General features: G+C 71.8%; 17 protein-coding genes, 1 pseudogene and 3 riboswitches. Of the genes and pseudogenes, 6 read left to right on the top strand and 12 right to left on the bottom strand.

The genetic code is table 11. The features are described 5' to 3' along the window. Positions 1-8 precede the first annotated feature (8 nt). Both PZB75_RS26995 and PZB75_RS27000 read right to left on the bottom strand, forming a co-directional pair. Positions 9-1,283 carry a hypothetical protein gene (locus PZB75_RS26995; RefSeq protein ID WP_275537892.1) on the bottom strand — a complete coding sequence of 425 codons (1,275 nt, stop codon included), beginning with the start codon at positions 1,281-1,283 and terminating at the stop codon, positions 9-11. After that, positions 1,280-2,260: an alpha/beta hydrolase gene (locus tag PZB75_RS27000; RefSeq protein WP_275537893.1), complete on the bottom strand. Its 981-nt coding sequence runs from the start codon at positions 2,258-2,260 to the stop codon at positions 1,280-1,282. Before PZB75_RS27000 ends, PZB75_RS26995 begins: the two co-directional genes overlap by 4 nt. A gap of 310 nt (positions 2,261-2,570) precedes the next feature. Between PZB75_RS27000 and PZB75_RS27005 the strand changes: the two genes are divergently transcribed. The 5 genes from PZB75_RS27005 (at position 2,571) to PZB75_RS27025 (ending at position 6,181) form a co-directional block, all read left to right on the top strand. After that, positions 2,571-3,302, top strand: a complete 732-nt coding sequence (locus tag PZB75_RS27005; RefSeq protein WP_275537894.1) for a DUF4232 domain-containing protein — start codon at positions 2,571-2,573, stop codon at positions 3,300-3,302. A gap of 227 nt (positions 3,303-3,529) precedes the next feature. Next, positions 3,530-4,363, top strand: a complete 834-nt coding sequence (locus tag PZB75_RS27010; protein WP_275537895.1) for a hypothetical protein — start codon at positions 3,530-3,532, stop codon at positions 4,361-4,363. A 57-nt stretch (positions 4,364-4,420) separates the two neighbouring features. Next, positions 4,421-5,122: a class F sortase gene (locus PZB75_RS27015; protein ID WP_275537896.1), complete on the top strand. Its 702-nt coding sequence runs from the start codon at positions 4,421-4,423 to the stop codon at positions 5,120-5,122. Positions 5,123-5,234: 112 nt separating this feature from the next. Next, positions 5,235-5,684: a hypothetical protein gene (locus tag PZB75_RS27020; RefSeq protein WP_275537897.1), complete on the top strand. Its 450-nt coding sequence runs from the start codon at positions 5,235-5,237 to the stop codon at positions 5,682-5,684. After that, on the top strand, positions 5,681-6,181 hold the full coding sequence (locus PZB75_RS27025; protein WP_275537898.1) for a hypothetical protein: 501 nt from the start codon (positions 5,681-5,683) through the stop codon (positions 6,179-6,181). Before PZB75_RS27020 ends, PZB75_RS27025 begins: the two co-directional genes overlap by 4 nt. Positions 6,182-6,339: 158 nt before the next feature. Here the strand turns inward: PZB75_RS27025 and PZB75_RS27030 are convergent, their stop codons facing one another. The 3 genes and pseudogenes from PZB75_RS27030 to PZB75_RS27040 all read right to left on the bottom strand — a co-directional run bounded on the left by PZB75_RS27030 (position 6,340) and on the right by PZB75_RS27040 (position 10,828). Continuing rightward, positions 6,340-7,404 (bottom strand): biotin/lipoate A/B protein ligase family protein, encoded by a 1,065-nt coding sequence (locus tag PZB75_RS27030; RefSeq protein ID WP_275538884.1) that lies wholly within the window; start codon positions 7,402-7,404, stop codon positions 6,340-6,342. Positions 7,405-7,619: 215 nt separating this feature from the next. Further along, positions 7,620-9,137 (bottom strand): annotated as a pseudogene (locus tag PZB75_RS27035) (MMPL family transporter); the annotation flags it as partial. A gap of 62 nt (positions 9,138-9,199) precedes the next feature. After that, a complete protein-coding gene (locus tag PZB75_RS27040) occupies positions 9,200-10,828 on the bottom strand; it encodes a DHA2 family efflux MFS transporter permease subunit (RefSeq protein WP_275537899.1) in 1,629 nt (542 codons plus the stop codon). A gap of 144 nt (positions 10,829-10,972) precedes the next feature. On the opposite strand from PZB75_RS27040, the gene PZB75_RS27045 reads away from it, so the two are divergent. Then, complete coding sequence (locus tag PZB75_RS27045; protein WP_275538885.1) at positions 10,973-11,437, top strand: MarR family transcriptional regulator; 465 nt, start codon at positions 10,973-10,975, stop codon at positions 11,435-11,437. A gap of 246 nt (positions 11,438-11,683) precedes the next feature. Here the strand turns inward: PZB75_RS27045 and PZB75_RS27050 are convergent, their stop codons facing one another. From PZB75_RS27050 to PZB75_RS27080, 7 genes are all read right to left on the bottom strand, one after another. Beyond that, on the bottom strand, positions 11,684-13,141 hold the full coding sequence (locus PZB75_RS27050; protein ID WP_275537900.1) for a lamin tail domain-containing protein: 1,458 nt from the start codon (positions 13,139-13,141) through the stop codon (positions 11,684-11,686). Between the two features lie 262 nt (positions 13,142-13,403). Then, positions 13,404-13,892: a DUF4430 domain-containing protein gene (locus tag PZB75_RS27055; protein ID WP_275537901.1), complete on the bottom strand. Its 489-nt coding sequence runs from the start codon at positions 13,890-13,892 to the stop codon at positions 13,404-13,406. A 149-nt stretch (positions 13,893-14,041) separates the two neighbouring features. Then, a riboswitch (cobalamin riboswitch) is annotated at positions 14,042-14,179 on the bottom strand. An 87-nt stretch (positions 14,180-14,266) separates the two neighbouring features. Then, entirely contained in the window at positions 14,267-15,073 is an 807-nt protein-coding gene (locus PZB75_RS27060; RefSeq protein WP_275537902.1) for an ECF transporter S component, read from the bottom strand. Beyond that, entirely contained in the window at positions 15,070-16,740 is a 1,671-nt protein-coding gene (locus tag PZB75_RS27065) for an ABC transporter ATP-binding protein (protein ID WP_275537903.1), read from the bottom strand. The genes PZB75_RS27060 and PZB75_RS27065 overlap by 4 nt, the downstream gene beginning before the upstream one ends. After that, complete coding sequence (locus PZB75_RS27070; protein ID WP_275538886.1) at positions 16,737-17,882, bottom strand: energy-coupling factor transporter transmembrane component T; 1,146 nt, start codon at positions 17,880-17,882, stop codon at positions 16,737-16,739. The genes PZB75_RS27065 and PZB75_RS27070 overlap by 4 nt, the downstream gene beginning before the upstream one ends. Positions 17,883-17,919: 37 nt before the next feature. Beyond that, positions 17,920-18,846 (bottom strand): hypothetical protein, encoded by a 927-nt coding sequence (locus PZB75_RS27075; RefSeq protein WP_275537904.1) that lies wholly within the window; start codon positions 18,844-18,846, stop codon positions 17,920-17,922. Beyond that, positions 18,843-21,602 carry a prenyltransferase/squalene oxidase repeat-containing protein gene (locus PZB75_RS27080; RefSeq protein WP_275537905.1) on the bottom strand — a complete coding sequence of 920 codons (2,760 nt, stop codon included), beginning with the start codon at positions 21,600-21,602 and terminating at the stop codon, positions 18,843-18,845. The genes PZB75_RS27075 and PZB75_RS27080 overlap by 4 nt, the downstream gene beginning before the upstream one ends. Before the next feature lie 108 nt (positions 21,603-21,710). Continuing rightward, positions 21,711-21,847, bottom strand: a riboswitch (cobalamin riboswitch). A gap of 145 nt (positions 21,848-21,992) precedes the next feature. Then, positions 21,993-22,068: riboswitch (cobalamin riboswitch) on the top strand. The last annotated feature ends 117 nt before the right edge of the window (positions 22,069-22,185 follow it).

Consider the following 22,185-nt stretch of genomic DNA (forward strand, 5'->3'; position numbering starts at 1 on the left):
CGGTGGTGTCAGCCCTCCAGGTCCTCCAGGCCCTCGGACTCGACCATGGCCGACCCGCCGAACGCTCCCTCGATCAGTTCGTTCAGCTCGTCCGTCTTCAGCTCGGTCGCCCCGGCCGGAGCCGTGGTCTTTCCGCCCCTGCCGATGCGCAGGACCAGCCCCAGCTTCTTTACCTTCGGGTTCTCCGCCAACGCGGCCATGTCGACGCCCATCTCGGTCAGCGCGCCGTTCTTGAGCGTGAAGTCGGCCGTGACCTTCTCGTCCGGCACCTCCTTGAGCTGCTTGTCCGTCGGCAGTTCGAACCCGGGCGGCAGGCTCTTGGTCAGTGGACGGATCTCGTGGAAGAGCTCGGTCAGCAGGGTACGGAAGGGAGCGGTGGCGGTGACGTGCTCGACACCGTCCTTGCTCCCGGACTTCTTGAACTCGACCTCACGGGCGATGGTGTTCCGCAGGGCGTCGACGAGCTTCTGCTGCGTCTTGGCGTCCGGCCCGGACGGCGTCTTCGGCTCCTTCTCGGCCTCCGCGTCCAGCTTCTCGTCGCCGATCTTCTTGAGGTCCTTGGTCGCGACCTTCACCCATTCACCGGCGAACAGCTTCTTGAAGGTGCCCGCGCTGTCGGGGATTTCGTCGGCGGACGGCACCGGCTGGCCCGCCATCGTCCCGAAGGCCTTCACGTCGGCGCGTACGTAGCTGTAGTCGCCGACCGTCCGGTACTCGAGCAGGTCTCCGCTCGGGCCGCTGAACTTCACGGCCATGCCGACGACGTCCTTGTCCTCGGACTCGGCGAGCGGCTTCTTGGACTGCACGGAGAGCGAGATCCGTGCGTCACTGATCAGCTTCGCGGCCTCGTCCGGGATCTCCTCGCCGGGCTCGGCGTCGGCGTCCAGTGCCTTCAGCGTCGCGGCGTCGGTGTCGAGGTCGAGTTCCAGGGAGAGCGAGTGCTCCTCACCGAGCTTGTCGAACGCCCGGTCCAGCTTCTGCCCGGCCGACAGGTTCTCCACCGCGCCACAGGCCGTGGTGCCCGCCAGGACGACGGTGGCGATGGCTGTGGCGGTCAGGGTCTTGCGTATGACGGAAATGACGAACTCCTCGTAGGCGTGGCCACAACAGTGGTCAATGTAAAGACCGCGCAAACCCCTGAGAGGTTGTACGACGTACGAGAATTGGCCGACCGTTGTGGACGACGACGACGACGACGCCGACGACGACGCCGCCGACGATCGGTCGTGGTCGAGGGCCGTGACGTCGCTCAGGTCCTCGCCGACAGCGGCCGGTCCGGTCAACCGGGCAGGGAGGCGAGCCAGCCGGTCAGGATTCGGTTGACCTCCTCGCGGCGCTCCTGCTGAATCCAGTGACCGCAGCCGTCGAGGACGTGCGAGGAGACCAGGCCGGGCAGCGTGGTGGGGTAGGCGCGGATCGCCTCGGCCAGCCAGGTGGTGGAGGCGTCCAGGGCCCCGCCGAGGAACAGCGACGGCTGAGTGACGGGCGAGCCGCGGAAGTCGGCGAGGTCGTTCCAGTCCCGGTCCATGTTCCGGTACCTGTTGAGGGCTGCGCTCAGACCGGTCCGCTCGAACTCCCCGGCGTAGACGTCCAGATCGTCCTCGCCGAGCCAGCCGGGCAGCCGGCCGGCGGGGAACCGGTCGCGCAGCGTCCCGCCCCGGCCGACGAAATGGGGATCAGGGGCGCCGGGCGTGGGCATGGTGTCCGCGGAGAAGGCGGCGTAGAAGCCGGCGAGCCAGCCACGGACGCCCGGTTCGATCTCGGCCTCGGCCCGGCCCGGCTCCTGGAAGTAGGAGACGTAGAACTCCTCGTCCCCGCCCATCTCCGCGAAGACCTCGCTCGGCCGCGGACCACCGGGCGGTGTGTACGGAACGCTCAGCAGCGCGACCGCCCGGAAGACGTCCGGCCTGACGAGGGCCGAGCTCGCGGCGATGGTCGACCCCCAGTCGTGCCCGACGACGACCGCCGTCTCCTCACCGAGCGCGCGCACCACGGCGACGTTGTCCTCGACCAGGTCGAGCATGCGGTACGCCGCTGTGTTCCCGGGCCTGGAGGAACGCCCGTAGCCACGCACGTCGATGGCGACCGCGCGATATCCGGCCGCGGCCAGCGCCGGCAACTGATGGCGCCAGGAGTACCAGGACTCCGGGAAACCGTGCACGAGCAGTACCAGCGGCCCGGCGCCCTGTTCCACCAGATGAATCCGGCCGGCGGGAGAAGCGATCATCCGGTGAGTGACGTCCGTGGTCTGCTGAGACATGAATCCTCCAGGGCTTTTGGCCTTACGGGGGGCAGGACCCGATCATGGGGCGGAGCGGTGCCCGGTCGCCAATGTTGGTGCCGCTTCAGCAAAGCGGAGAACCGGCCCAGCGCGCCGGACGCGCGCCGGACCCACTTCCGGCCGGAGGGCCGGGGCACCCTCATGGCCGCTCCTCGCGCGTCCCGGTGAGCGCTCGGACCAGTCGGCAGCGGTACGCGAGCAGCACGTCAGCGCCACATCAGCGGAACGGCGGAGCGCGCGCCGATGCTATGGCCGACCGTACCGACCGAGTCTCACGGGGAGCCCCCACATGCGTACCTCCATCCGCCGTCCTGCCGTACTCGCCGCCACGGCCGTCGCCGCGCTCGGCCTGCCGCTCACGGCCTGCGGGGACGCCGGGGGTACGAGGGACGAGGGGGCCGCCGACCTGCGGAGGTACGACCTCGCGGACGGCGGTGCCGCACAGGGCGGAGCCGGCCCGGACGCCTCGGACCCGGGTGTCACGGGAGCCACCGGGGCCACGGCCTCCGGTTCCGGCGCCTCGGGAGCCACCGGGCCCGCCGTCTCCGCCACGCGGGCCGGTACCAGGGGGGAGGCCGTCGCCGGGGCCCCGGTCTGCACCGTCGACGACCTGAGGATCACGGCGACCGAGCAGGAAGGAGTGCCCACCACACACATCACCCTGACCGCCAAGAACACCTCGGGTCACAGCTGCACGCTGCTCCGGTACCCGCTGATCGCGTTCGGCGACATCCCCCGGACCCCGAAGGACGTCGCACCCGTCGCCAAGAGCAGGCCCGGCGTCCCGATCGTGCTGGACCCGGGCGCCCCGGCCCACGCGTCCGTCCGGATCAACGACGGCGGTACCCACGGGGACGACCGCACCGTCACCTCCTTCCACGTGAACCTCTTCGCCGCCGACGGGCCCACCGGGGGCGGCAGGACCGTCACCGCGCCCAGGGGCGGCATGGCCGTCGACGACGCGGCCGCCAGGACCGGCTACTGGACGTACGAACTCCGCGACGACGCCGACGACTTCTGATCCGCTGTACCTGATCGCCCCCATCGCCCCCGTCCGCTCGGGGGATCACCCGCGACGACCACCAGGACGGAGGCACGCCGGTGGTCCTCCGCCGTCGGGCACCCTCGCGCATCCGGACCGATCCCTCCCGGACCAATCCTTTTCGGCGACGGCTCCGAACAAGTGATGACAACGATCGAACGTAGTTCCGGTCAAGAGCCGGGGCTGCCGGAAGGGGACGCATCTTCATGACAGCCCGTCGTACGACCCGCCTCACCACCCTCATAGTCCTGCCCGCGGCCCTCATGCTCGCCGCGACCGCACCGGCCCTGGCGCACGACGCGCACGACGGCCACGCGGACAGCGCGGCGAAAGCCGTGGACGGCGACACCTACCAGATCGATCTGGAGCAACTGAACGACTCCGGCGCGAGCGGCGCGGCGCTGCTGAGCCTGGACGGCGACAAGCTGACCGTGAAGATCGAGGCCGACGGGCTGGTGCCCGGACAACCGCACGCGCAGCACATCCACGGTTCCACCGACGGCCACGACTTCAGGTGCCCGGACAAGAGCGCGGACAAGGACGGCGACGGAATCGTCTCGACCGCCGAAGGAATGCCGGTCTACGGGGACATCAACATCTCCCTGACGACCAAGGGGGACACGTCCAAGAGCAGTGGCCTCGCCGTCGACCGGATGCCCGTCGCGGACAAGAACGGCAAGCTGACCTACTCCCGGACGATTCCCGTGTCGCAAGCGGTGGTCGACCACATCAAGGACCTGCACGTCGTGCAGCACGGCATCGATCCCAACGGCAACGGTGCGTACGACTTCGGCAAGGGGAAGAGCGAACTCGACCCGAAGCTTCCCCAGGAAGCCACCGCCCCCGCCGACTGCGGCATGGTCAGGGGCGCCGCCGTCGGGTCCATGCCGGTGGGCGGGGTCGAGACCGGCTCCGGTACCACCCAGGGAATCGAGTCACCGGGCCTCCTCGCCGGCGGCGCCGCGTCCGTACTCGCCGCGGGAGGGCTCTTCGTCCTCCGGCGCCGGACGGGCACGACCGGCACCCCGCGCCGCGGCTGAGCCGGACCCGTACGAGAAGACGACGGACCAGGACCGGACGCGGGAGCAGGGGAAACGATGAGCACAGCACAGGACGACGACCACACCGGCACCCGCCGTCGCCGACGGAACGTCCTGCTCGTCGCGACCACCGCCCTGCTCGTGATCGGCGGGCTGCTGCTGGCCCTGGGAACCGGTCGGCAGCGGCCCGCCCCTCCGCGCGCCGTGGAGAAGGGCACACAGGCCGCCGAGCCCCCGTCCTCCCGTACTCCCTCCGGGAACGCCACCACCGGGTCCGGGGGCACGTCGTATCCCACGCCGCTGCCCGCGTCCCGGCCGGTGCGCGTCACCATCCCCGCCCTCCACGTCTCCTCGTCCCTGGAGGAACTGGGGCTCGGCGAGGGACGCGCGATGGAAACCCCGCACGACCCCGACAAGGCGGGCTGGTACCGTCCGGGCCCGGCCCCCGGGGCTTCGGGCCCGGCCGTCATCGCCGGGCACGTCACGTGGAACGGCGTACCGGCGGTCTTCTTCGAACTCGCCGAACTCGACCCCGGCGACCGGATCGACGTGGAACGCCAGGACGGACGCACCGCCGAGTTCACCGTCGACCGCACGGCTGTCTACCCCAAGGACCGGTTCCCCACCGTCGAGGTGTACCGCAACCTCGACCATTCCGGTCTGCGCCTGATCACCTGCGGCGGGTCCTACTCCAAGGCCGAGAGCCGTTACGCCGCCAACGTCGTCGTCTACGCCACACTGACCGGCAGTCACACCTGAGGGTGACCACGAGAAGCGGCGGCGCGGCCGGCCCTGGCGTGGGGCAGGGCGCCCGCCGTGCATGCGGGTGACCACCGGTGGTGCGGCCGCGCACAGCGGGTACAGGTGCCGAATGACTGCTGAACCCGATGGTCCGGACGGTGCGCACCAGCGCCCGGACGGCATGAGTGACAAGACGGTGGAGGCCCTGGGCGCGCTGTCGAAGGCGCTGGAGACCACCGAGAGGGCGCGCGGCGCCCTGTACGCGTTCCACCAGCTGACCGGTGGCGCCGACCGTTGCGTCGGAGACGCGGTCCGGCTCCTGCGCGAGGCCGGCCACGACGAACAGGCCGACCTGGTCGAACGGGAGGTCCTGGGCCGTGACGTCATCCCCGGCCACTGGACCTTCCAGATCGTCGAGGCGTACAACCGCACCTATTACAGGCCCTTCGCCGATGTCGAGCAGCGCCTGGTCCGTGAGCTCGCCGGGGGCCGGGACCACCTGTACGAAGCGGAGATGAAGCGGGCCCGCGCAACGCACGCCCCCGGCCGGCCGCGCGACCGAAGCGGTGAGGAGGGATGAAACCGTCGGGATCGACCGACCGTTCGCACTCCGGGCACGGGAAGAGTCCTTCACCCTGGCTGCGTCTGCTGCCGGGGATCTCCCCGGAGCGCCGCGGATTCATCCTGGCCTGGTGGGGGTTCACCCTCACCTTCGGCGGTATGCGGCTGCTCACCTGGCTCATCCACATCGATGTGGCCGGGGTGGGCGACGTACAGGCGGGCGGAGTGCATATCCACCACTACGTGTGGGGGATTCTGCTTCTCGTGGGGGTGGGCGCGGCGGGTCTGGTCGAACGCTCGGCGCGGGCCCGTGCCTGGCTGGGGCTCGCCTACGGGATCGGCCTGGCGCTCGTCCTCGACGAGGCGGCCCTGCTGATCAGCCTGGAGGACGTGTACTGGGACACCGAGGGCGGGGTCAGCATCGCCCTGGCCATCGGGGTGATCGCCATCGCGGGAAGCGTCCTGGCGGTGACGCGGGAACGGCGTGCCGCCCGGAGGAGGCGGGACGAGGAGTGAACCGGTGCCGCCGCCGCCTCGCGGGTCGTGGAGGCGGGGCGGCGGCCGTGTGCCGGGGCGGGGCGGCGGCCGTGTGCCGGTGGGCGCGCGGGACGTTGAAGTACCACCGGCACCGGCCCCTGGGACCCTTCGTCCGGATCAGGCCGGGCTCGCGGGCTCTACGGCACCCGTGCCGTCCACTCGGCCGTGCCGAACTTGGTGCGTACGAGTTCCTCCGCACGGGCCAGCTCGTCAGCCGTCACGGCACCCCGGGTGAGGCCGTGGCGCCTGCGGAACGAGTCGATCATGTTCTCGATGACGGACTGACGCGGCAGCCCCGTCTGCCGACGGAGGGGGTCGACACGCTTCTTGGCGCTCCTGGTGCCCTTGTCGGACATCTTCTCCTTGCCGATGCGGAGCACGTCGAGCATCTTGTCCGCGTCGATGTCGTAGGACATCGTCACGTGGTGCAGCACGGCGCCGGGCCCGCCCTCGGGGCCCACGACACGCTTCTGGGCGGCGCCCGCGATCTTCCCGATCTCGGTCGCGATGTCGTTGAGCGGCTGGTACCAGGCTTTGATGCCCATGTCACCGAGAGCTTCGAGGACCCAGTCGTCGAGGTAGGCGTAACTGTCGGCGAAGGAGAGCCCGGAGACGAGGGACTGGGGCACGGCGAGCGAGTAGGTGATGGTGCTGGCGGGCTCCGCGAACATCGCCCCGCCCCCGGAGATGCGGCGGACGACAGTGACACCGTGGCGATCGGTGCCGACGGGGTCGACCTCGTTGCGCAGGGACTGGAAGCTGCCGATGATCACAGCGGGGGAGTCCCACTCCCAGACCCGCAGCGTCGGTGGCCGCCGGCCCGCGGCGACCTCGGCGGTGATGATCTCGTCGAGCGCCATGTGGAGGGCGGGGGGCTGCGGGGCCTCGTGGATGAGCTGCCAGTCGTAGTCGCTCCACTCGGTGGCATGTGCGAGGGCGCGGCGCACGGCGACGGCGACCCCTTCGGAGGTGAGTCCGAGCATCACGGTGGAGGCGGGCAGCGCGGCGTCGATCCGGGCGGCGAGGCCCGGTGTGTCGGTGTTGGCCGGGGCGCCCTCCAGCGCCGCGTCGATCGCGAGGATCGCCTCGTCCGGTTCGAGGAAGAAGTCTCCGGCCACTCGCACGTTCCGCAGTGCGCCGCCTTCCGTGTCCAGGTCGACGACCACGAGCTTGCCGCCGGGGACCTTGTACTCACCGTGCACGGTCATGCCTCCACATCCGCCCGACCCGCGTCCGCGAATCGGCTCACCTCACACGTAACCCCGTCACCGTACGGTTTCATCCGCCCGTCCCACCGCGCCCGGGAGGTGGGGGCTTGCCCGTCTCCGCACGGGCGGCCCCCACCTGTCTGCGCCGAGGTGTTTTCGTTCGGGTCGGGCCGGGCTCGCGGGCTCCGGCCCGACCCGAACGGAAGGCCCTACCGCACGAGCACCGCCTCCGGTTCGGTGGGGCTCTGCGGTGCTTCGCCCCCCTCGTGGGCCTGGGTCAGTGCTTCGCCTTCCACGTCCACGCGCGGCAGAACCCTCTGCAGCCATCGGGGCAGCCACCACGCCTTGTCACCGAGCAGTGCCAGAACCGCGGGCACGATCGCCATCCGCACGACGAAGGCGTCGAAGAGGACGGCCGTCGCCATGCTGAAGCCGATCATCTTGATCATGGATGCGCCCGCGCCGATGAACCCTCCGAACACGGCCATCATGATCAGAGCCGCGGCCACGACGACCCTGGCGCTGGTGCGGAACCCGGAGACGATCGCCTCGTCGGGCCGGTCGCCGCGGACGTATGCCTCGCGCATCCTCGTCACCAGGAACACCTCGTAGTCCATCGCGAGTCCGAACACGATCCCGATCATGAAAAGCGGCATCATGCTGAGGATCGGTCCGGTCTGCTCGACGCCCAGGAGACCGGCGAGCCAGCCCCACTGGAAGACCGCCACCACGGCTCCGAGCGCGGCGGTGACCGACAGGAGAAAGCCCAGAGCGGCCTTCACCGGTACCAGGACCGAGCGGAAGATCACCATCATGAGGAGGAAGGCGAGGCCCACCACGACGGCGAGGTAGGGAACGAGGGCGCTCTTCACCTTCTGCGCGACATCGATGTTCATCGCGGTCATGCCGCTGACGAGGACCGTCGCCCCGGTCTCGGACCTGAAGCGGTCCGCCTGCTCGCGCACGTCGTGGATGACCTGGTCGGTCCGACTGTCGGTCGGGGCCGTGGACGGCACCGCGCTCAGCAAGGCGGTGTCGCCCGCCTCGTTGAAGACGGGCGGGGAGACCGAGACGATTCCCTCGGTCTTGGCGACCTCGGCGGCGACCATGTCGGCTGCCGCCTCGGGGTTCTCGGCGCCCCTGGCATCGACGATCACGGTCAGCGGGCCGTTGAAACCGGGGCCGAACCCATCGGCGAGGTCGTCGTAGGCGCGGCGCTCCGTGGTGGAGGTCGGCTTCACCTCGTCACCGGGAAGCCCCAGCTGGAGATCGAGGACGGGCACGGCGATCACACCGAGGCCGACCACGCCGAGGAGGAGCACCGGCAGCGGGCGGCGCAGGACGAACCGCGCCCATCGGGTGCCCGCGTTGGGCTTGCCCGCCCGCGACGCGACCGCGACCGGTTCCTTCGCCTTACGCGTCCCGCGGGGCAGCACGGCGCGGTGGAAGAAGCCGAGCAGGGCGGGAACCAGCGTCAGCGCGATCACGACGGCGATGGTGACGACTCCGGCGGCGGCCAGGCCCATCTTGGCGAGCATCGGAATGCCGATGACGGACAGTCCCGCCAGGGCGATCACCACGGTCAGGCCGGCGAAGACCACCGCGGAACCCGCCGTGCCGACGGCCAGGCCCACCGCCTCCTCGGGGTCGTGGCCCCTGGCCCGCTCCTCGCGGTAGCGGGAGACGATGAACATGGCGTAGTCGATGCCGACCGCCAGACCCAGCATCACGGTCGGCTCCGGCCTCGGCCGGCCTGGTGCCGGAGCACCGTTCCGGCACCAGGGACGTGTCAGCGGGCCACGGCTTCCGTGTCCGCCGACGGGTCGGCCTCCGCCGTCCCGCCCGTGGGGGAGGAGGCGGGGATGAGGAAGGAAGCGATCAGCCCCAGCAGGACGAACCCGGCGGCGAGGTAACCGCCGAGGACGACGCCGTCCGTCATCGCCGCGCGGGCCGCGTCCGCGACGGAGGCCGTCTGCGGGTTGGCGGCCAGGGGCCCGATGGCCGCCCCGGCGCTGTCGGTGACGGCTCCGGTGAGCCGGTCCGCCTCGCCCGCGGGCAGACCGCCGTTGGTGAGCCGGTCGTTCAGCCGGGTACTGAGCGTGGTGAAGAACGCGGTGGTCAGGGCGGCGATGCCGAGGGCGGAGCCGAGCTGACGGAAGGCGCTCTGGACCCCGGACGCCTGCCCGGAGCTGGCTTCGGGCACGTCGTTGAGGACGACGTTGGTGACCTGCGCGGTCGCGAAACCGACGCCGATCCCGTACAGGAAGAGCACCAGGGAGACAGGCCACCAGGAGCTGTCCGGGGAGGCGATCAGCCCGATCCCGGCGAGCCCGACGACCTCCAGCGCGAGCCCTACGCGCAGCTGGCCGAGCGGGGCGACCTTGGCTGCCATGCCGAAGCTGGCGCCGCTGGCGACGAAGGAGCCGATGGCCACGGGCACGAGGGCCAGACCGGCCTGCAGGGCGCTGTAGCCGAGGGTGAACTGCAGCCACAGCGGCAGGATGGCGACGACGCCGAACTCGCCGATGCCGATGATCAGCGTGGCGATGTTGCCGCCCCGGAACGACGCGATGGAGAACAGGCTCACGTCCATCAGGACCCGGTCCGCGTCGCCCTTGCGGCCAAGTGAAATCTGCCGCCGTACGAACGCGTAGAGGCTGACGGCCGAGAGGACCAGGGCGACCAGGACGGGCGAGGGGCCGCCGGACCAGGTGAGTCCGAGGATCTCCAGGGGATGCACGGTGGTGATCCAGCCGTACGTACGTCCCTCGACCAGACCGAAGGCGAGCAGCCCGAGGGCGGCGACGGAGAGCAGCGCTCCCGGTACGTCGACGCGGCCCCGGGTCCGGGGCGAGGGGGCCATGTACAGCAGCACACCGACCCCGACCAGCACGGACAGCGGTACGTTGATACCGAAGGCCCAGCGCCAGGAGACGTGCTCGGCGAGCCAGCCGCCCAGCAGCGGGCCGAGCGCGGCGGCGGCGCCGATGGTCGAGCCCCACACGGCGAACGCCTGACCGCGCGCCTTGCCGGTGAACGTCGCCTTCAGCAGGGACAGCGAGGTCGGCAGCAGCATCGCCGCTCCGGCGCCCTGGAGGAACCGGGCCAGGATGAGAAGTCCGCTGTTGGGCGCGAGCCCGGCGAGCACGCTGGTCGCCCCGAAGACGACGACGCCGCCGACGAAGATCCGGCGGGCTCCGAAGATGTCGGCCAGCCGGCCGGTGAGCAGGAGCAGCGCCGCGAAGACGATGGCGTACGACTCCTGAATCCACTGCGCCTGGGCGGAGGTGGCGTCCAGGTCCTCGATGACCGAGGGAACGATCACGTTCACGATCGTGGTGTCCACCACGATCAGCGCCACCCCCAACGCGATCGCGATCAGGCCGAGCCACCGGCGGGTGGCAGAAGAGCTACGCATGCCAACTCCTTCCATGGTGGAATAATTTGATAGTGGAAGGATAAATTGGGGACGGTAGGTTGTCAAAAGGCATGGCCGGCACGGACGACCGGCCCGGGGTGAGGAAAGGTGGCGCCGGCGGTGGAGGGATCGACACGCGGTGAGATGACCGCGCAGCGTGAACGGCTGATAGAGGCGCTCCGGGCCTACGGCGGCCACTTCACCGAGCTGAGCCGCCTCTTCGCCGACTGGCTGGGCCTGCACTCCACCGACGCGGCCGCCCTGCTGGAGATCGCCGCAGCGGATGAGCGGGGTACCCCCCTCTCACCGGCCCGGCTCAGCGAACGGATCCTGCTCTCCCCGAGCGCGACGACCGCCCTGCTCAACCGCCTCGAACAGGCCGGACACATCATCCGCAGCCGGGAACACACCGACCGGCGGATCGTCACCCTGCGCGGCAGCGCCAACGTCCAGGAGCGCGCCGACGAGTTCTTCCGCCCCCTGGGTGTCCGCCTCGACGCCGTCATGGCCGGGCACCCGCCGGAGGTCGTGGCCGGCTTCGAGGCCCTGCTCACCGACCTGAGCGCGAGCATGGGCACCTATATCGCCGAGCGGGGCCCGAAGACCTGACGCCGGTTCGGCGCGTCCGGTGCCGAGTACCCGCCGAACCGGCCGGCCCCCTCTCGACCTCCCCGAGCCTCGACCACTCGGGTGACCCCCCTCTACCGCGCCACCGGGGCCGACAGGAGCGTCGGCCGTGGCGTCGGGGCGGAGTCCGGGCGAGACCTCGACGGCACGCCGGAAGCTCGGCCGGGGCTTCCCGGCCGAGCGTTGTGCGGGGGCGCTCGTCACGCTCGGCCGCGACGGCGGCCGGTGTCAGCGAGTGCCGGGCGCCGTCGTGGACGTGGCGGACGGGGTGCAGGGGAGTGTGCCCGCGCGCAGCGCGTGCTTGTCGTCGTTGTCGTCGTCGGACCAGAGCACCGGCTTCCGGCCCGCCGCACAGGCCGCTCGCGGCGCGATGGCGAAGCCCTCGTTGTTGTGGTCGGGCATCGCGGCGGGGCGGTCGTACACGGCGGTGACGGTGAACCGGCCCCGCGTGTCGATGCCGAGGGTCGCCGCGCGGCCCGCACAGGTGTTGTCGCAGACCGCCCACAGCCGGCCGGTCTCCGGCTCGAATTCGAGGTCCATCACCGCCGGGAAACCGCTCGGGAAGGTGGCGACCCGGGTGTATCCGCCGCCGGTCCGGTTCAGCGCGTAGGCGTACACCGTGCCGTTGGCCTCCAGACCGACGAAGAACAGCCCGCCGCCGTGATCGGGATAGGCCGCCGGGTCGTACGCGCCGCCCGTGTGCTCGTCATGGAAGCCGTGCGCGGTGAGATAGGTGTCCGGAACCCATGCGATGCCCTCCGGCCCGCTGTTGGCCGGCACGGCGGGCAGGTCGGCGGTGAGGTTCCACTCGGCGGTCGCGTTCAGGGAAGCAGCCGTGGACGAGACGTCGAAGCGGAGGATCTTCGGCAGGCTGATGCCGCCGTGGTCGTTGTCGCGCTCGGTGGCGACGAACACTCCGTCAGGGGTGACGGCCACGCCCTCGGCGTCCGGGTCGCCGCCGCCGTTGCCGTAGCGCAGCGCCTTGCCCGAGGACCAGCCACCGGCCGGGTCGGGGCGCCATGTCGTGCCGTCGGGCACCAGGCGGTAGAGCCTGCCCGGTCCGTTCTTCACCGCCCACAGTACGTCGGGGCTCTGGAAGGAGAGGCCGCTGAGGTTCGTACCGAACGCGTTCGAGCGGTCGGCGACGGTGACCGTGGCGTCGCCCGGCCACCGGGTGCCGGTGCCGGGACTCTGCCCGCCGCACGCGTTCGCCGTACCCCTGGTCGGTGCGGATGTCGTGGTGAACGGCCCGGCGCCGTCGGCGCAGCGGCCGTACGTGGTCGTGGCGTGGGCGGTCCAGGTGTACGAGTCGACCGGTGTGGAGCTGTCGGGCCGCAGCAGCCGTACCGAGTCCGAGGAGCCCAGTCCGAAGGACGACTCGACGTCGAGCACGAGATGCCCGCCCGGGGCCAGCGAGGTGCCCGACGCGATGGTGTAGGTGTGCGAGTCGTCGTCGTCCTTGACGATCCAGCGGGAGACGTCGGCGGACGCCGAGCCGGTGTTGACCAGTTCGACCCAGTCGCCCGGCGTACCGCCGCTCGACTCGATCTCGTTGATCCGCACCGTGCTCTGCGCCTGGGATTGGGTCTGTGCTCGCGTCTGGGGCTGCGGGAAGGTGCGGGCGCGGCTCTGTTCCGGTGTCGGGGGCTGAGCCGACGCCGACGCGCCGGACAGACCCAGTGCCACGACGGAGAGGGTGGCAGCGGTGAGATGGACTCTTCTACGCCAGTGCGTTCGCAATGCGGCCGGTCCTTGTCTCGGGGAGTCGGTCGGTCGAGCAGCGCATACGCGCTCGTCGCGAAGCCTGCGATACCCGGACGACGGGCGGTTGAACGCACCGGGAACGGAGAACGCCGGGAACACCGTCCGGCGACGCGCCCCGAGCGGCCCGGACCCGTGCGCTCGCGCGGGGTTCCCCGCGGCCGCTGCCGCGGGGAACCCCGCTCCGTCAGAAGGCGCTCCAGGTGAACGCGACCTTGTCGCCCGCCTTCAGCCGGAACTGGCAGCCGCCCACCGGGGTCGGGGCGCCGTTCACCGAGATGTTCCAGTACGCCGTGGCGCCGCCGCTGACGCCCTTGATCGTGTCCACGCTGAAGTCGTCGAAGGACGGGTACCAGGTGCCGTCCCAGGTGAAGTGTCTCTTCCTGGCGGCGTCGTCGAGCGTGGCGGTCGGCGTGGCACCCGCGTTCGGGTTCTGGCCGCCGTTGGTGCCGTCACAGGTGTGGGTGCCGCCGGTTGCGGTGGTGACGTCGTGGCCCCTGGTCCGGACATGGCCCTTGAAGAGGACGCCGTCGGGCCCCTGCACGTTCAGGGATACCGTGATCGGCGCGTTGGCGCGTACGCCGTGGCCGTGCGCGGTGGCGGGAGCGGCGGCGGTGACGGTGAGGCCGAGTACGGCCGTCGATATGGCGAGGGTGCGGGCCAGACGCTGGCGCATGGTGATGCCTTCCGGTGTGTACGGGCCCGGCGCGGGACCCCGTACACCCGGCGCACGGGGATTCCCCGGCCGCGTTCCGGACGGAGGCGGCGGGGACCGGTGAACCAGGGGCCCGGGGCTTCACGCCGCAGACCGTGGCGGTGAGAAGCGGTACGCGTGGCGCGTCGGGATCTCCGGCTCGCGGCGCGTGTCGCGCCGCACACGGTTGCAGGTCAGTGCCGGATTCCCACCGGCTTTCCCCAGTCGCGCACGCATTCGGTTGTGGCTCCGGAATCGTCCGAAGTAGCTGGATCGTATGACAGTACGAGGTGGGGCGGGCGCGAATCCGGGTTTTCGTGTTCCTCGAACTCCCTTGGGGCCGCCTGGTGTTCATCTCACGGTCGGTCGTCGGCGAACCTGACCGGTGCCTGGAAGCGGGCCTTGCGGGCCGCGCGGCGGAAGGTGGCGAGGACGGCGGGTCCGGCCAGGACGACGCAGACGAAGTTGGTGACGGCGCGACCGGTGTCCCAGCCGAGCGAGGTGGCCAGGTCGAACGCGAGATAGCGCTGCCACTGCTCGGTGAAGGGGAGCCCCGGCAGATAGGCGATCGAGCTGTTCGGATCGAGGGAGAAGGGCCAGAAGGAGAGGTTGAGCAGAAAACCGAAGAGGTAGCCGGAGACCGATCCGTATCCGGCCAGCAGCAGGATCTCGCGGCGGCCGGTGGCCCGGGGCAGCAGTCCGGCCAGCATGCCCACGAAGGCGCAGCCGAACATCTGGTACGGCATCCACGGGCCGACCCCGCCGGTGATCAGCGCCGACGCGAACAGCGAGGTGCAGCCGAGGGTGAAGCCGAACCCGGGACCGTACACCCGGCCCGCCAGGACCAGCACGAAGAACACCGTCTCGATGCCCGCCGTGCCCGCGCCGAGCGGGCGCAACGCCGCGTTGACGGCGGAGAGCACCCCGAGCATGGCCAGCGCCTTGGAGCTGATGCCACCCTCGGCGATCTCGGACATCACGACGCAGAGGACGAGGACGAGCAGCACGCCGAAGATGAGCGGCGGCGCGTAGTTCGAGCCGAAGGTGCCCGGTGCGACGAGGAAGGGCCAGAAGAACGCGACCAGTCCCAGGAAGCCCGCCATCGCGATCACCAGGCCGGCGCGCGGAGTGACCCGGATGGCCGTCGTGGCACGCCCGATCATGAACCCGCCTCGTCACGGGTGAGTACGGACGTCACCTGATCTGCCGTCAGGTACGGGAGCGGTGCGAGGATCTTCGCCACCTGAGGGGCGAACACGGGCGAGGCGACGATGACTTCGGCCGTCGGTCCGTCGGCGACGATGTCGCCCTCGGCCATGACGACCACCCGGTCGGCCGCCCGGGCCACGAACTCGACGTCATGGGTGGAGATCACCACCGACCGGCCCTCGGACGCCAGGGCGTCGACGATGGAGATGAGCTGGGTCTTCGCCCGGTAGTCGAGCCCCCGGGTGGGCTCGTCGAGCAACAGGACCCGTGGGGCGGCGGTCAGTTGGATGGCGAGCACCAGGGCCAGCTTCTGGCCCTCGGACAGATCGCGCGGATGCGTGCCGCCGTCGATACCGGGAGCCAGCCGGTCGAGGACGGAGCGTGCGCGGACCCCGCCGCGCGCGCCCGACGACTCGACGTCGGCCTGGTCCAGTTCCTGCTCGACGCTTTCGAGATAGAGCAGATCGGTCGGGGTCTGCGGTACGAGGCCGACCAGCCGCCGGGCCTCCGCGGCCGGCAGGGCCTTCGGATCGGGCCTCTTCGCCCCGGTGTCCGGACCGACCCGCACGGTGCCGGATCTACGGGGCCCCGACCCCTGGAGTGCCCACAGCAAGGAGGACTTGCCCGAGCCGTTGCGGCCCATGAGGGCGGTGATCTCGCCGCCGCGCAGATCGAGATCGACCTCGCGCACGGCCGGGACGCCGTGGTACGCCACCGTGACGCCGCGTGCCGTCAGCAGCGGTGCCGCGTCAGCGACGCCGGCGGTGGTGGGACGGACGGCGGTGGGACGGACGGGTGGCGGCGGGGTGTCGGCCAGGTCGCCGCGCAGCGTGACCGCGGCCCGCCGGGCGTCGCGGACGGAGAGCGGGAGGGGCGACCAGCCGGCGCTTCTGCCCAGCTCCACGATGGGCGGCGCGATCGACGACGTACGGAAGATCTCGGACGGTGTGCCGGACACCACCCGGCCGTCGCCCGGGAGATGGAGGACCCGGTCGGCGTACTGCACGACCCGCTCCAGGCGGTGTTCGGCGAGGAGCACGGTGACCCCGAGGTCGTGCACGAGACGGGTGACGGCGGCCAGGACCTCCTCGGCCGCCGTCGGGTCGAGCGCGGAGGTGGGCTCGTCGAGCACCAGCACACGGGGATGCGCGGTGAGGACGGAACCGATCGCGACGCGCTGTTGCTGGCCGCCGGACAACTCGTACAGGGCCCGGTGGCGCAGATCGGCCAGGCCGAGCAGATCGAGGGTCTCCTCGACGCGTTTGCGCATCACGGCGGCGGGGACGGCCAACTGCTCCATGGCGTAGGCAAGTTCCTCCTCCACGGTGTCGGTGACGAAGCCGTCGAGCGGGTCCTGTCCCACCACGCCGACCACATCGGCGAGTTCACGCGGCGGGTGGTGCGCGGTGTCCCTGCCGTCGACGGTGACCCTGCCGTACAGGGTGCCGCCGGTGAAATGCGGTACGAGACCGTTGACGGCCCCGAGCAGGGTCGACTTGCCGACCCCGGTATGACCGACGACGAGGCAGAGTTCACCCTCGTCGACCGTCAGGTCCACCTCGCGCAGCACCGGCCCGGCGCCGTCGTCGTACTCCACGCCGACCTGGTCGAAAGTGATCACTTGGCATCCTCGGTGCGCCGCGCGGGAACACGCGGGGTGGACGGGCCCGGTGGCGGCGCGAGGAACCCGGCCGCTCCGGCGAGCAGGACCGCCGCGGCGGGGAGCAGCGGCAGGGTCGGCCAACTCAGCGGATAGATCGACGGGTTCAGCTCGGCCGGGTCGTAGCCGACGTCACTGAAGAGCAGCACGGCGGAGAGCACACCGCAGGACGCCACGGCCCATTCGGCGAACCGCCACGGATCGGGCCGGTACGTGGTCCGGGTGATCCGGCGCCCGCCGAACCGCAGACCCGCGACGCACAGCAGGGCGCCCGCCGCCAGGGCCGGCAGCCCGAGCGGCCTCGGCGCCGTCGCGTCCAGCAGGCCGTACGCCCCGGCGCACAGCCCGCACATGCCGAGCAGCATCAGCGTGCCGGTCAGCCGGCGCGAGCCACGGGTCGCGGAGCCCGCCCGGCCGTAGCCACGCGAGTCCATCGCGGCAGCCAGCCGCAAGGAGCGTTCCAGAGCGTCCTCCAGCACCGGGACGACGATGCCGCGCAGTGCCCTCAACCCCCGCCCACGGCCCGCCCGCAACCGCCGGGCACGGCTCACGCGCTGCACGCTCTGCACCAGTTGAGGGGCCACACTGATGGACACCGTAACGGCGACGCCGAGTTCGTACAGCGCGCCGGGCAGGACGCGCAGGGCCCGCTTCGGGTTGGCGAGGGTGTTCGCCGCGCCGACGCAGCAGAGCATGCAGGCGAGGCGGAGCCCGTCGGTGGCGGCCGAGAGCAGCGCTTCGAGGGAGACGGGACCACCGAGCCGGATGCCCGCGTACCAGTCGGGGGTCGGAATGTGCGGCAGCGAGAAGAGGAAATGGTCGCGCGGGGTGATGCCGGTGGCGAAGACGGCGCGGAACGCCACCCGGACCGCGACCACGGTGAGCGCCAGATACAGGTAGTACTTGAACCCCCGCGCCCAGGGGGCCTCGGTGCGCCGCATCGTGATGACGTGACCGAGCACGGCGAGCACGAGGAAGAGCAGCAGCGGGTTGTTGGTGCGGCTGACGGCGGTGGCGAGGGCGAGCGCCCAGATCCACCAGGCCACCGGGTGCAGGGTACGGGGAAGGCGCCGGCCGCCCGTGCTCGGCGCGGAGTCCGACACGGGCGTGGGGACGGGCGGGGCGGTACGCGGCACCGGCCTACTCCGCACGGCGGCGGCGCTTCGCGGCGAACACGGCCGCGCCGCCGATGACGACGACCAGTCCTGTGGTAGCCGCGACGGGCACCAGCGAACCGGAGTCGTGCGGGGCGTCCGAGGCGGGGGCCGCGTCAATGACCTCCGTTCCCGCGCTCGGCGCCGCGACCGCCGACGCCGACGCCGAGGTCACCGGGAGCGACGGGGAAGGGGACGGCGACGCCGGGACGGACGGCGAGGCACTGGCGGACGGGCTCGCGCTCACGACAGGCGGTACGGGAACGGGGGCGGGCGGCGGGGCGGCGGTCGTCGGCCGCCGCACGTCCGGCCCCCGGGTGGTCCGTCCGGGGGCGGGCCTGGAGTCCGAACCACCCCCGGTGCGCCTGGCGTTGTGGGCGCGCAGCTGGTCGGGGGTGACCGTGGGCCGCCCCTTGGTGCCACCGATGTCCGTACCGCCGAAGATCCACAGGTCCACGCTGCCCGGCCTGGGCCGGTAGCTCATGGCGCCCAGCTGGCTGTACTCCCAGGTGTGGTCACCGGGGCCGGCGTGCCAGTACGACCAGTAGGCGGAGGCCGGCGGGGTGAGGACACAGTCCTCCTGCTGCGAGGTGGGGTACTGCCTGCCGCCCTGGTGGCCGCTGTAGCCGATCCGGCAGATGAACGCGGGGCCGTCGTGTCCGGTGCCGGTGGTCGCCCAGCCGCCCTGGTTGAGGAGTTCGTAACCGGTGGTCGGTGTCGTACCGCAGGAGCGGTACACCGGCCCGCCCCAGTGGCTGAAGTCCACGGCGAGCACGACACCGGAGGACGTGGTGCACCGGCCGATCGGCTGCGGGGCGGCGTCGGCCGTCGTGGTGGTCGCGCCGAGCGCGGCCGCCGTCAGGCCGAGCGCGGCGACGACACGGCCGGACGTCCGCCGGACGCGGGAGGTCACCGCGTCCCCCCGGTCGTCGTGCGGTGCCTGCGGGCCACCACGACCACGCACCGGCCGGCCAGGACCAGCGCGACGGCCGCCGCCGCGAGGACGCCGGCCTGGAGTCCGGTCGACGCCAGGCTGCCGTCGCCGGACGCCGAGCCGTCCGCCGCGCCCGCACCGCCGGAGTCATCACCGGGAGTGACGATGACAGGCGCGGAGGCCGACGGGTCGGGGTCGGGCAGAGGCTGCGCGGTGGTGCCGGTCAGGCTGCGGGTCAGCATGCCGAAGGAGATGCCCGTCGATCCGCCGACCGCCTGGGTGGAGGCGCGGATGTCGGAGCCCCGCTGGCCCTCCTCGGCGACGTTGAACCCGCCGTCCGCGTTCTGCTGGGACGCCAGGAACTTACGGGCCCTGGCGATCTGCGGCCCGTACTTCGGCGCGTCCAGGGAGAGACCCTGCACGGCGAGGGCGGCGGAGTTCACGGAGTCGCCCGCGGCGCCGGGGAATCCGCCGTCCGGCAACTGCCGCGACGCGATCCACTTCAGGGCCTTGTCCACGGCCGGCCGGCTCGTGCCGTCCTCGGCCAGGTCCAGGGTCATCGCCGCGATGGCGGTGGAGTCGACGTCGGAGTCGCCGGTCGCCGGGATCAGGCTGGGCCAGGCGCCCGACGGCTGCTGGAGACCAGACAGATAGGTGAGGGGGGCCCGCGCCGCGTCCTTCTCACCGGCCCGCAGCTGTGCGATGACGCCGAGGGACTGGGCGAACACCGAAGGGGCGTAGGTGTAGGCGCCCTTGGCCGGGCAGCTGCGGTCCGGGGCCGTGCTGGGCCGCTCGCAGACCGCGTCGGCGAGCGCGGCGATCAGGTCTCTGCCGCCGAAGTGACGAGGGTCCCGGCCGACGACCTCGGCGAGCACGGCCGCCTTGCCCATCGACCCGCCCGCCGCGTGCGCCGTACCCGCGTTCGTCCAGTCGTGCAGGGTGCGGCCCTCGGCGTCCTTGCCGCCCTGGTCGAGGAAGTCCGTGATCGCGCGCAGGGTGTTGTCGTCGTGTCCGGCCGCCGCCAGGGCGAACGCGCCGTCGATCGTGAGGCCGAAGTCGGCCCGGCCCGTGGCTGATCCGGTGCCGTAGTAGCGGCCCTGCCGCAGCCGGGACGGGTCGGTGAGGTAGGCGACGCCCTTCCTCAGATCGGGCCCCTCGCCGGGAGGAGCCGTGGGAGGCGTCGTCGGGGGAGTGGTGGGCGGCCCGGTCGGCTCGGGCACCTTCGTGGTCAGGGCGGCCAGGCTGGTGCCCGAGCCGGCGAGCACGGCGGGCGAGGTCGCGTACAGGGCCGGTTCGGTGGCGCCCTCCTCGAACCCGAAGCCTCCCCCGGCGAGTTGCTGTCCCGACAGCCAGGAGACGGCGGCGTCGGCGGTGGTGGTGTCGCCGAGCGTCCGCAGTGCCTGCGCGGCGTACGCGGTGGCGGCCACACTGCCGGTGGAGGAGCCGTTGTACCCGGGGAAGCCGCCGCCCTGGAGCTGGGCCTTCCCGAGGTAGGTACGGGCCTTGGCGACGGCGGTGTCATGGCCGCCGGCCTGGCGCAGGACGAGGGCGACGAGCCCGGTCGTCGCCGGGTCGCCGTCGCAGTACTCACCGGGGCGGATCAGGATGCTGGTGAACGACCCGTCCTGGCACTGGAGTTGGGTCAGCCGGTCCACGGCCGGGGCCGGCGGTACCTCGCCGCCGCGCAGGAGGGCCAGCACGGCGAGCGCCTGCGCGTCACCGTACGTGGCGTTCGGGAAGTCGCCCTTGGCGGTGCAGCCCGGGGTGGGGGAGCCGGACTCGGGCCCCGCCGGGCAGACGTTCTTCCTGAGGTCGGCGAGCAGATCGTGGCCGCCGAAGGAGCGCGGATCGTTCTCGGTGATCTCCGCGAGCAGTGCCAGCCGGGCGGCGGCGTTCGCGTCGGGAGCGCTGTCCGGGCCCGCGGGGTAGGCGTAGGCGTCGGTCTGCGAGGCCAGATGGGCCGTGACCTTGTCGAGCGTGGCGCTCCTGCCCCCGGCGGCGAGCGCGTAGGCGGCCTCGGTCGTCAACAGGTGGTTCGGGGCGTCCGCGCCCTCGTCGACGACGTGGTCACCGTCCTTCAGTGTGCCCGTCACCCACCGGAAGGCGGCCGGGAGGTCGATCGCGCCGGGCGGCACGGTCGGGGACGTACCGGGATCGGGCGTACCGCCACCGCCCGCGCGCACCTGGTCGGGGGTGAACGACGGCCTGCCGCTGGTCCCGCCGGTGTCGGTGCCGCCGAACACCCAGGCGTCGACGTCACCGTCCTTGGGCTTGCGGGCCATGGCGCCGAGCGGGCTGTACGACCACTGGTCCTGGCCGGGCGAGGCGATCCAGTACGACCAGTACGCGGTGGGCTGCGGGGTCAGTACGCAGTCCTCCTGGTCCGGGGTCGGGTACTGCGTACCGGAGTTGTACGGTCCGAAGCCGATCCGGCAGATGAACGCCGGACCGTCGTGCCCGGTGCCCGTCGTGGTGAACCCGCCCTCGTGCAGCAGGTCGTAGCCGCTGGTGGGAGTGGTGTCACAGCCGCGCTCCACCGTGCCGCCGAACGGCCCGAGGTCGACCGCGACGATCGCACCCTTCGTCGCCGTGCACTCCCCGATCGGGTCGGCCCCGGCAGGGGAGACCCCCGTGACGAACGCCACGCTCGCGCCGAACGTGAGGACCGCCGCCGATATCAGCGACAGCAGCCCTCTCCTCGACCCGCGCCGGTCCGATTGCTCTGTGGTCCCCACCACGGCCCCTCGTGTCGTCCCCGGGCGGGTCCGTGCGCGGCAGACGGCTCCCGGGCGACCAGGAGGCCGGGCGGGAGCGGGTCGAACCACGCCGTAGTCCGCGACGGCGTATCTCGCTGAAAACCTGGCACCAGGTGTTCCGGCTCGCCCACGCTCTGTCGGGCCTACGGTTGCGGGTCAGCGCCGGTTTCCGACCGGCTTCCCCTGGTGCTGAGTGCGTATCAGCCGGATTGGAACACGCGTATGAACACACCGTCAAGGCAGGCCGGTTCCGGCACCGGGTCCCGTCCGGGCACCTGACGGCCCCGGTCCGGCGGTCCCCGGGCACGGCGGCCGGCCGCGTCTGGCGGACCCCCTGGCCCCTCGGGTAGCGTCCTGGCCTGCCGAGTGGGGGAACCCGGTGCGAATCCGGGGCTGACGCGCAGCGGTGTGGGACGGCAGGGGGCCGTTCCGAGCCCGAATGCCCAGACGGTGACGACAAGTTGGAAGCCGTGCCACGCGTTCGGGCGGCGGTCACCCGCTCTTCCCCGTCCTCGGTCGTGGGAGGGCGGGCGGGGCCGGCGTCCCTCATCCCAGGAGCAGG

Source organism: Streptomyces sp. AM 4-1-1, from assembly GCF_029167625.1.
Lineage (GTDB): Bacteria > Actinomycetota > Actinomycetes > Streptomycetales > Streptomycetaceae > Streptomyces.

What these genes read in the sequence shown, in the direction of transcription:
- PZB75_RS27000 (WP_275537893.1), bottom strand. Translation starts at nt 2,260, where the DNA reads ATGTCTCAGCAGACCACGGACGTCACTCACCGGATGATCGCTTCTCCC.
- PZB75_RS27005 (WP_275537894.1), top strand. Translation starts at nt 2,571, where the DNA reads ATGCGTACCTCCATCCGCCGTCCTGCCGTACTCGCCGCCACGGCCGTC.
- PZB75_RS27010 (WP_275537895.1), top strand. Translation starts at nt 3,530, where the DNA reads ATGACAGCCCGTCGTACGACCCGCCTCACCACCCTCATAGTCCTGCCC.
- PZB75_RS27015 (WP_275537896.1), top strand. Translation starts at nt 4,421, where the DNA reads ATGAGCACAGCACAGGACGACGACCACACCGGCACCCGCCGTCGCCGA.
- PZB75_RS27020 (WP_275537897.1), top strand. Translation starts at nt 5,235, where the DNA reads ATGACTGCTGAACCCGATGGTCCGGACGGTGCGCACCAGCGCCCGGAC.
- PZB75_RS27025 (WP_275537898.1), top strand. Translation starts at nt 5,681, where the DNA reads ATGAAACCGTCGGGATCGACCGACCGTTCGCACTCCGGGCACGGGAAG.
- PZB75_RS27040 (WP_275537899.1), bottom strand. Translation starts at nt 10,828, where the DNA reads ATGCGTAGCTCTTCTGCCACCCGCCGGTGGCTCGGCCTGATCGCGATC.
- PZB75_RS27045 (WP_275538885.1), top strand. Translation starts at nt 10,973, where the DNA reads ATGACCGCGCAGCGTGAACGGCTGATAGAGGCGCTCCGGGCCTACGGC.
- PZB75_RS27055 (WP_275537901.1), bottom strand. Translation starts at nt 13,892, where the DNA reads ATGCGCCAGCGTCTGGCCCGCACCCTCGCCATATCGACGGCCGTACTC.
- PZB75_RS27060 (WP_275537902.1), bottom strand. Translation starts at nt 15,073, where the DNA reads ATGATCGGGCGTGCCACGACGGCCATCCGGGTCACTCCGCGCGCCGGC.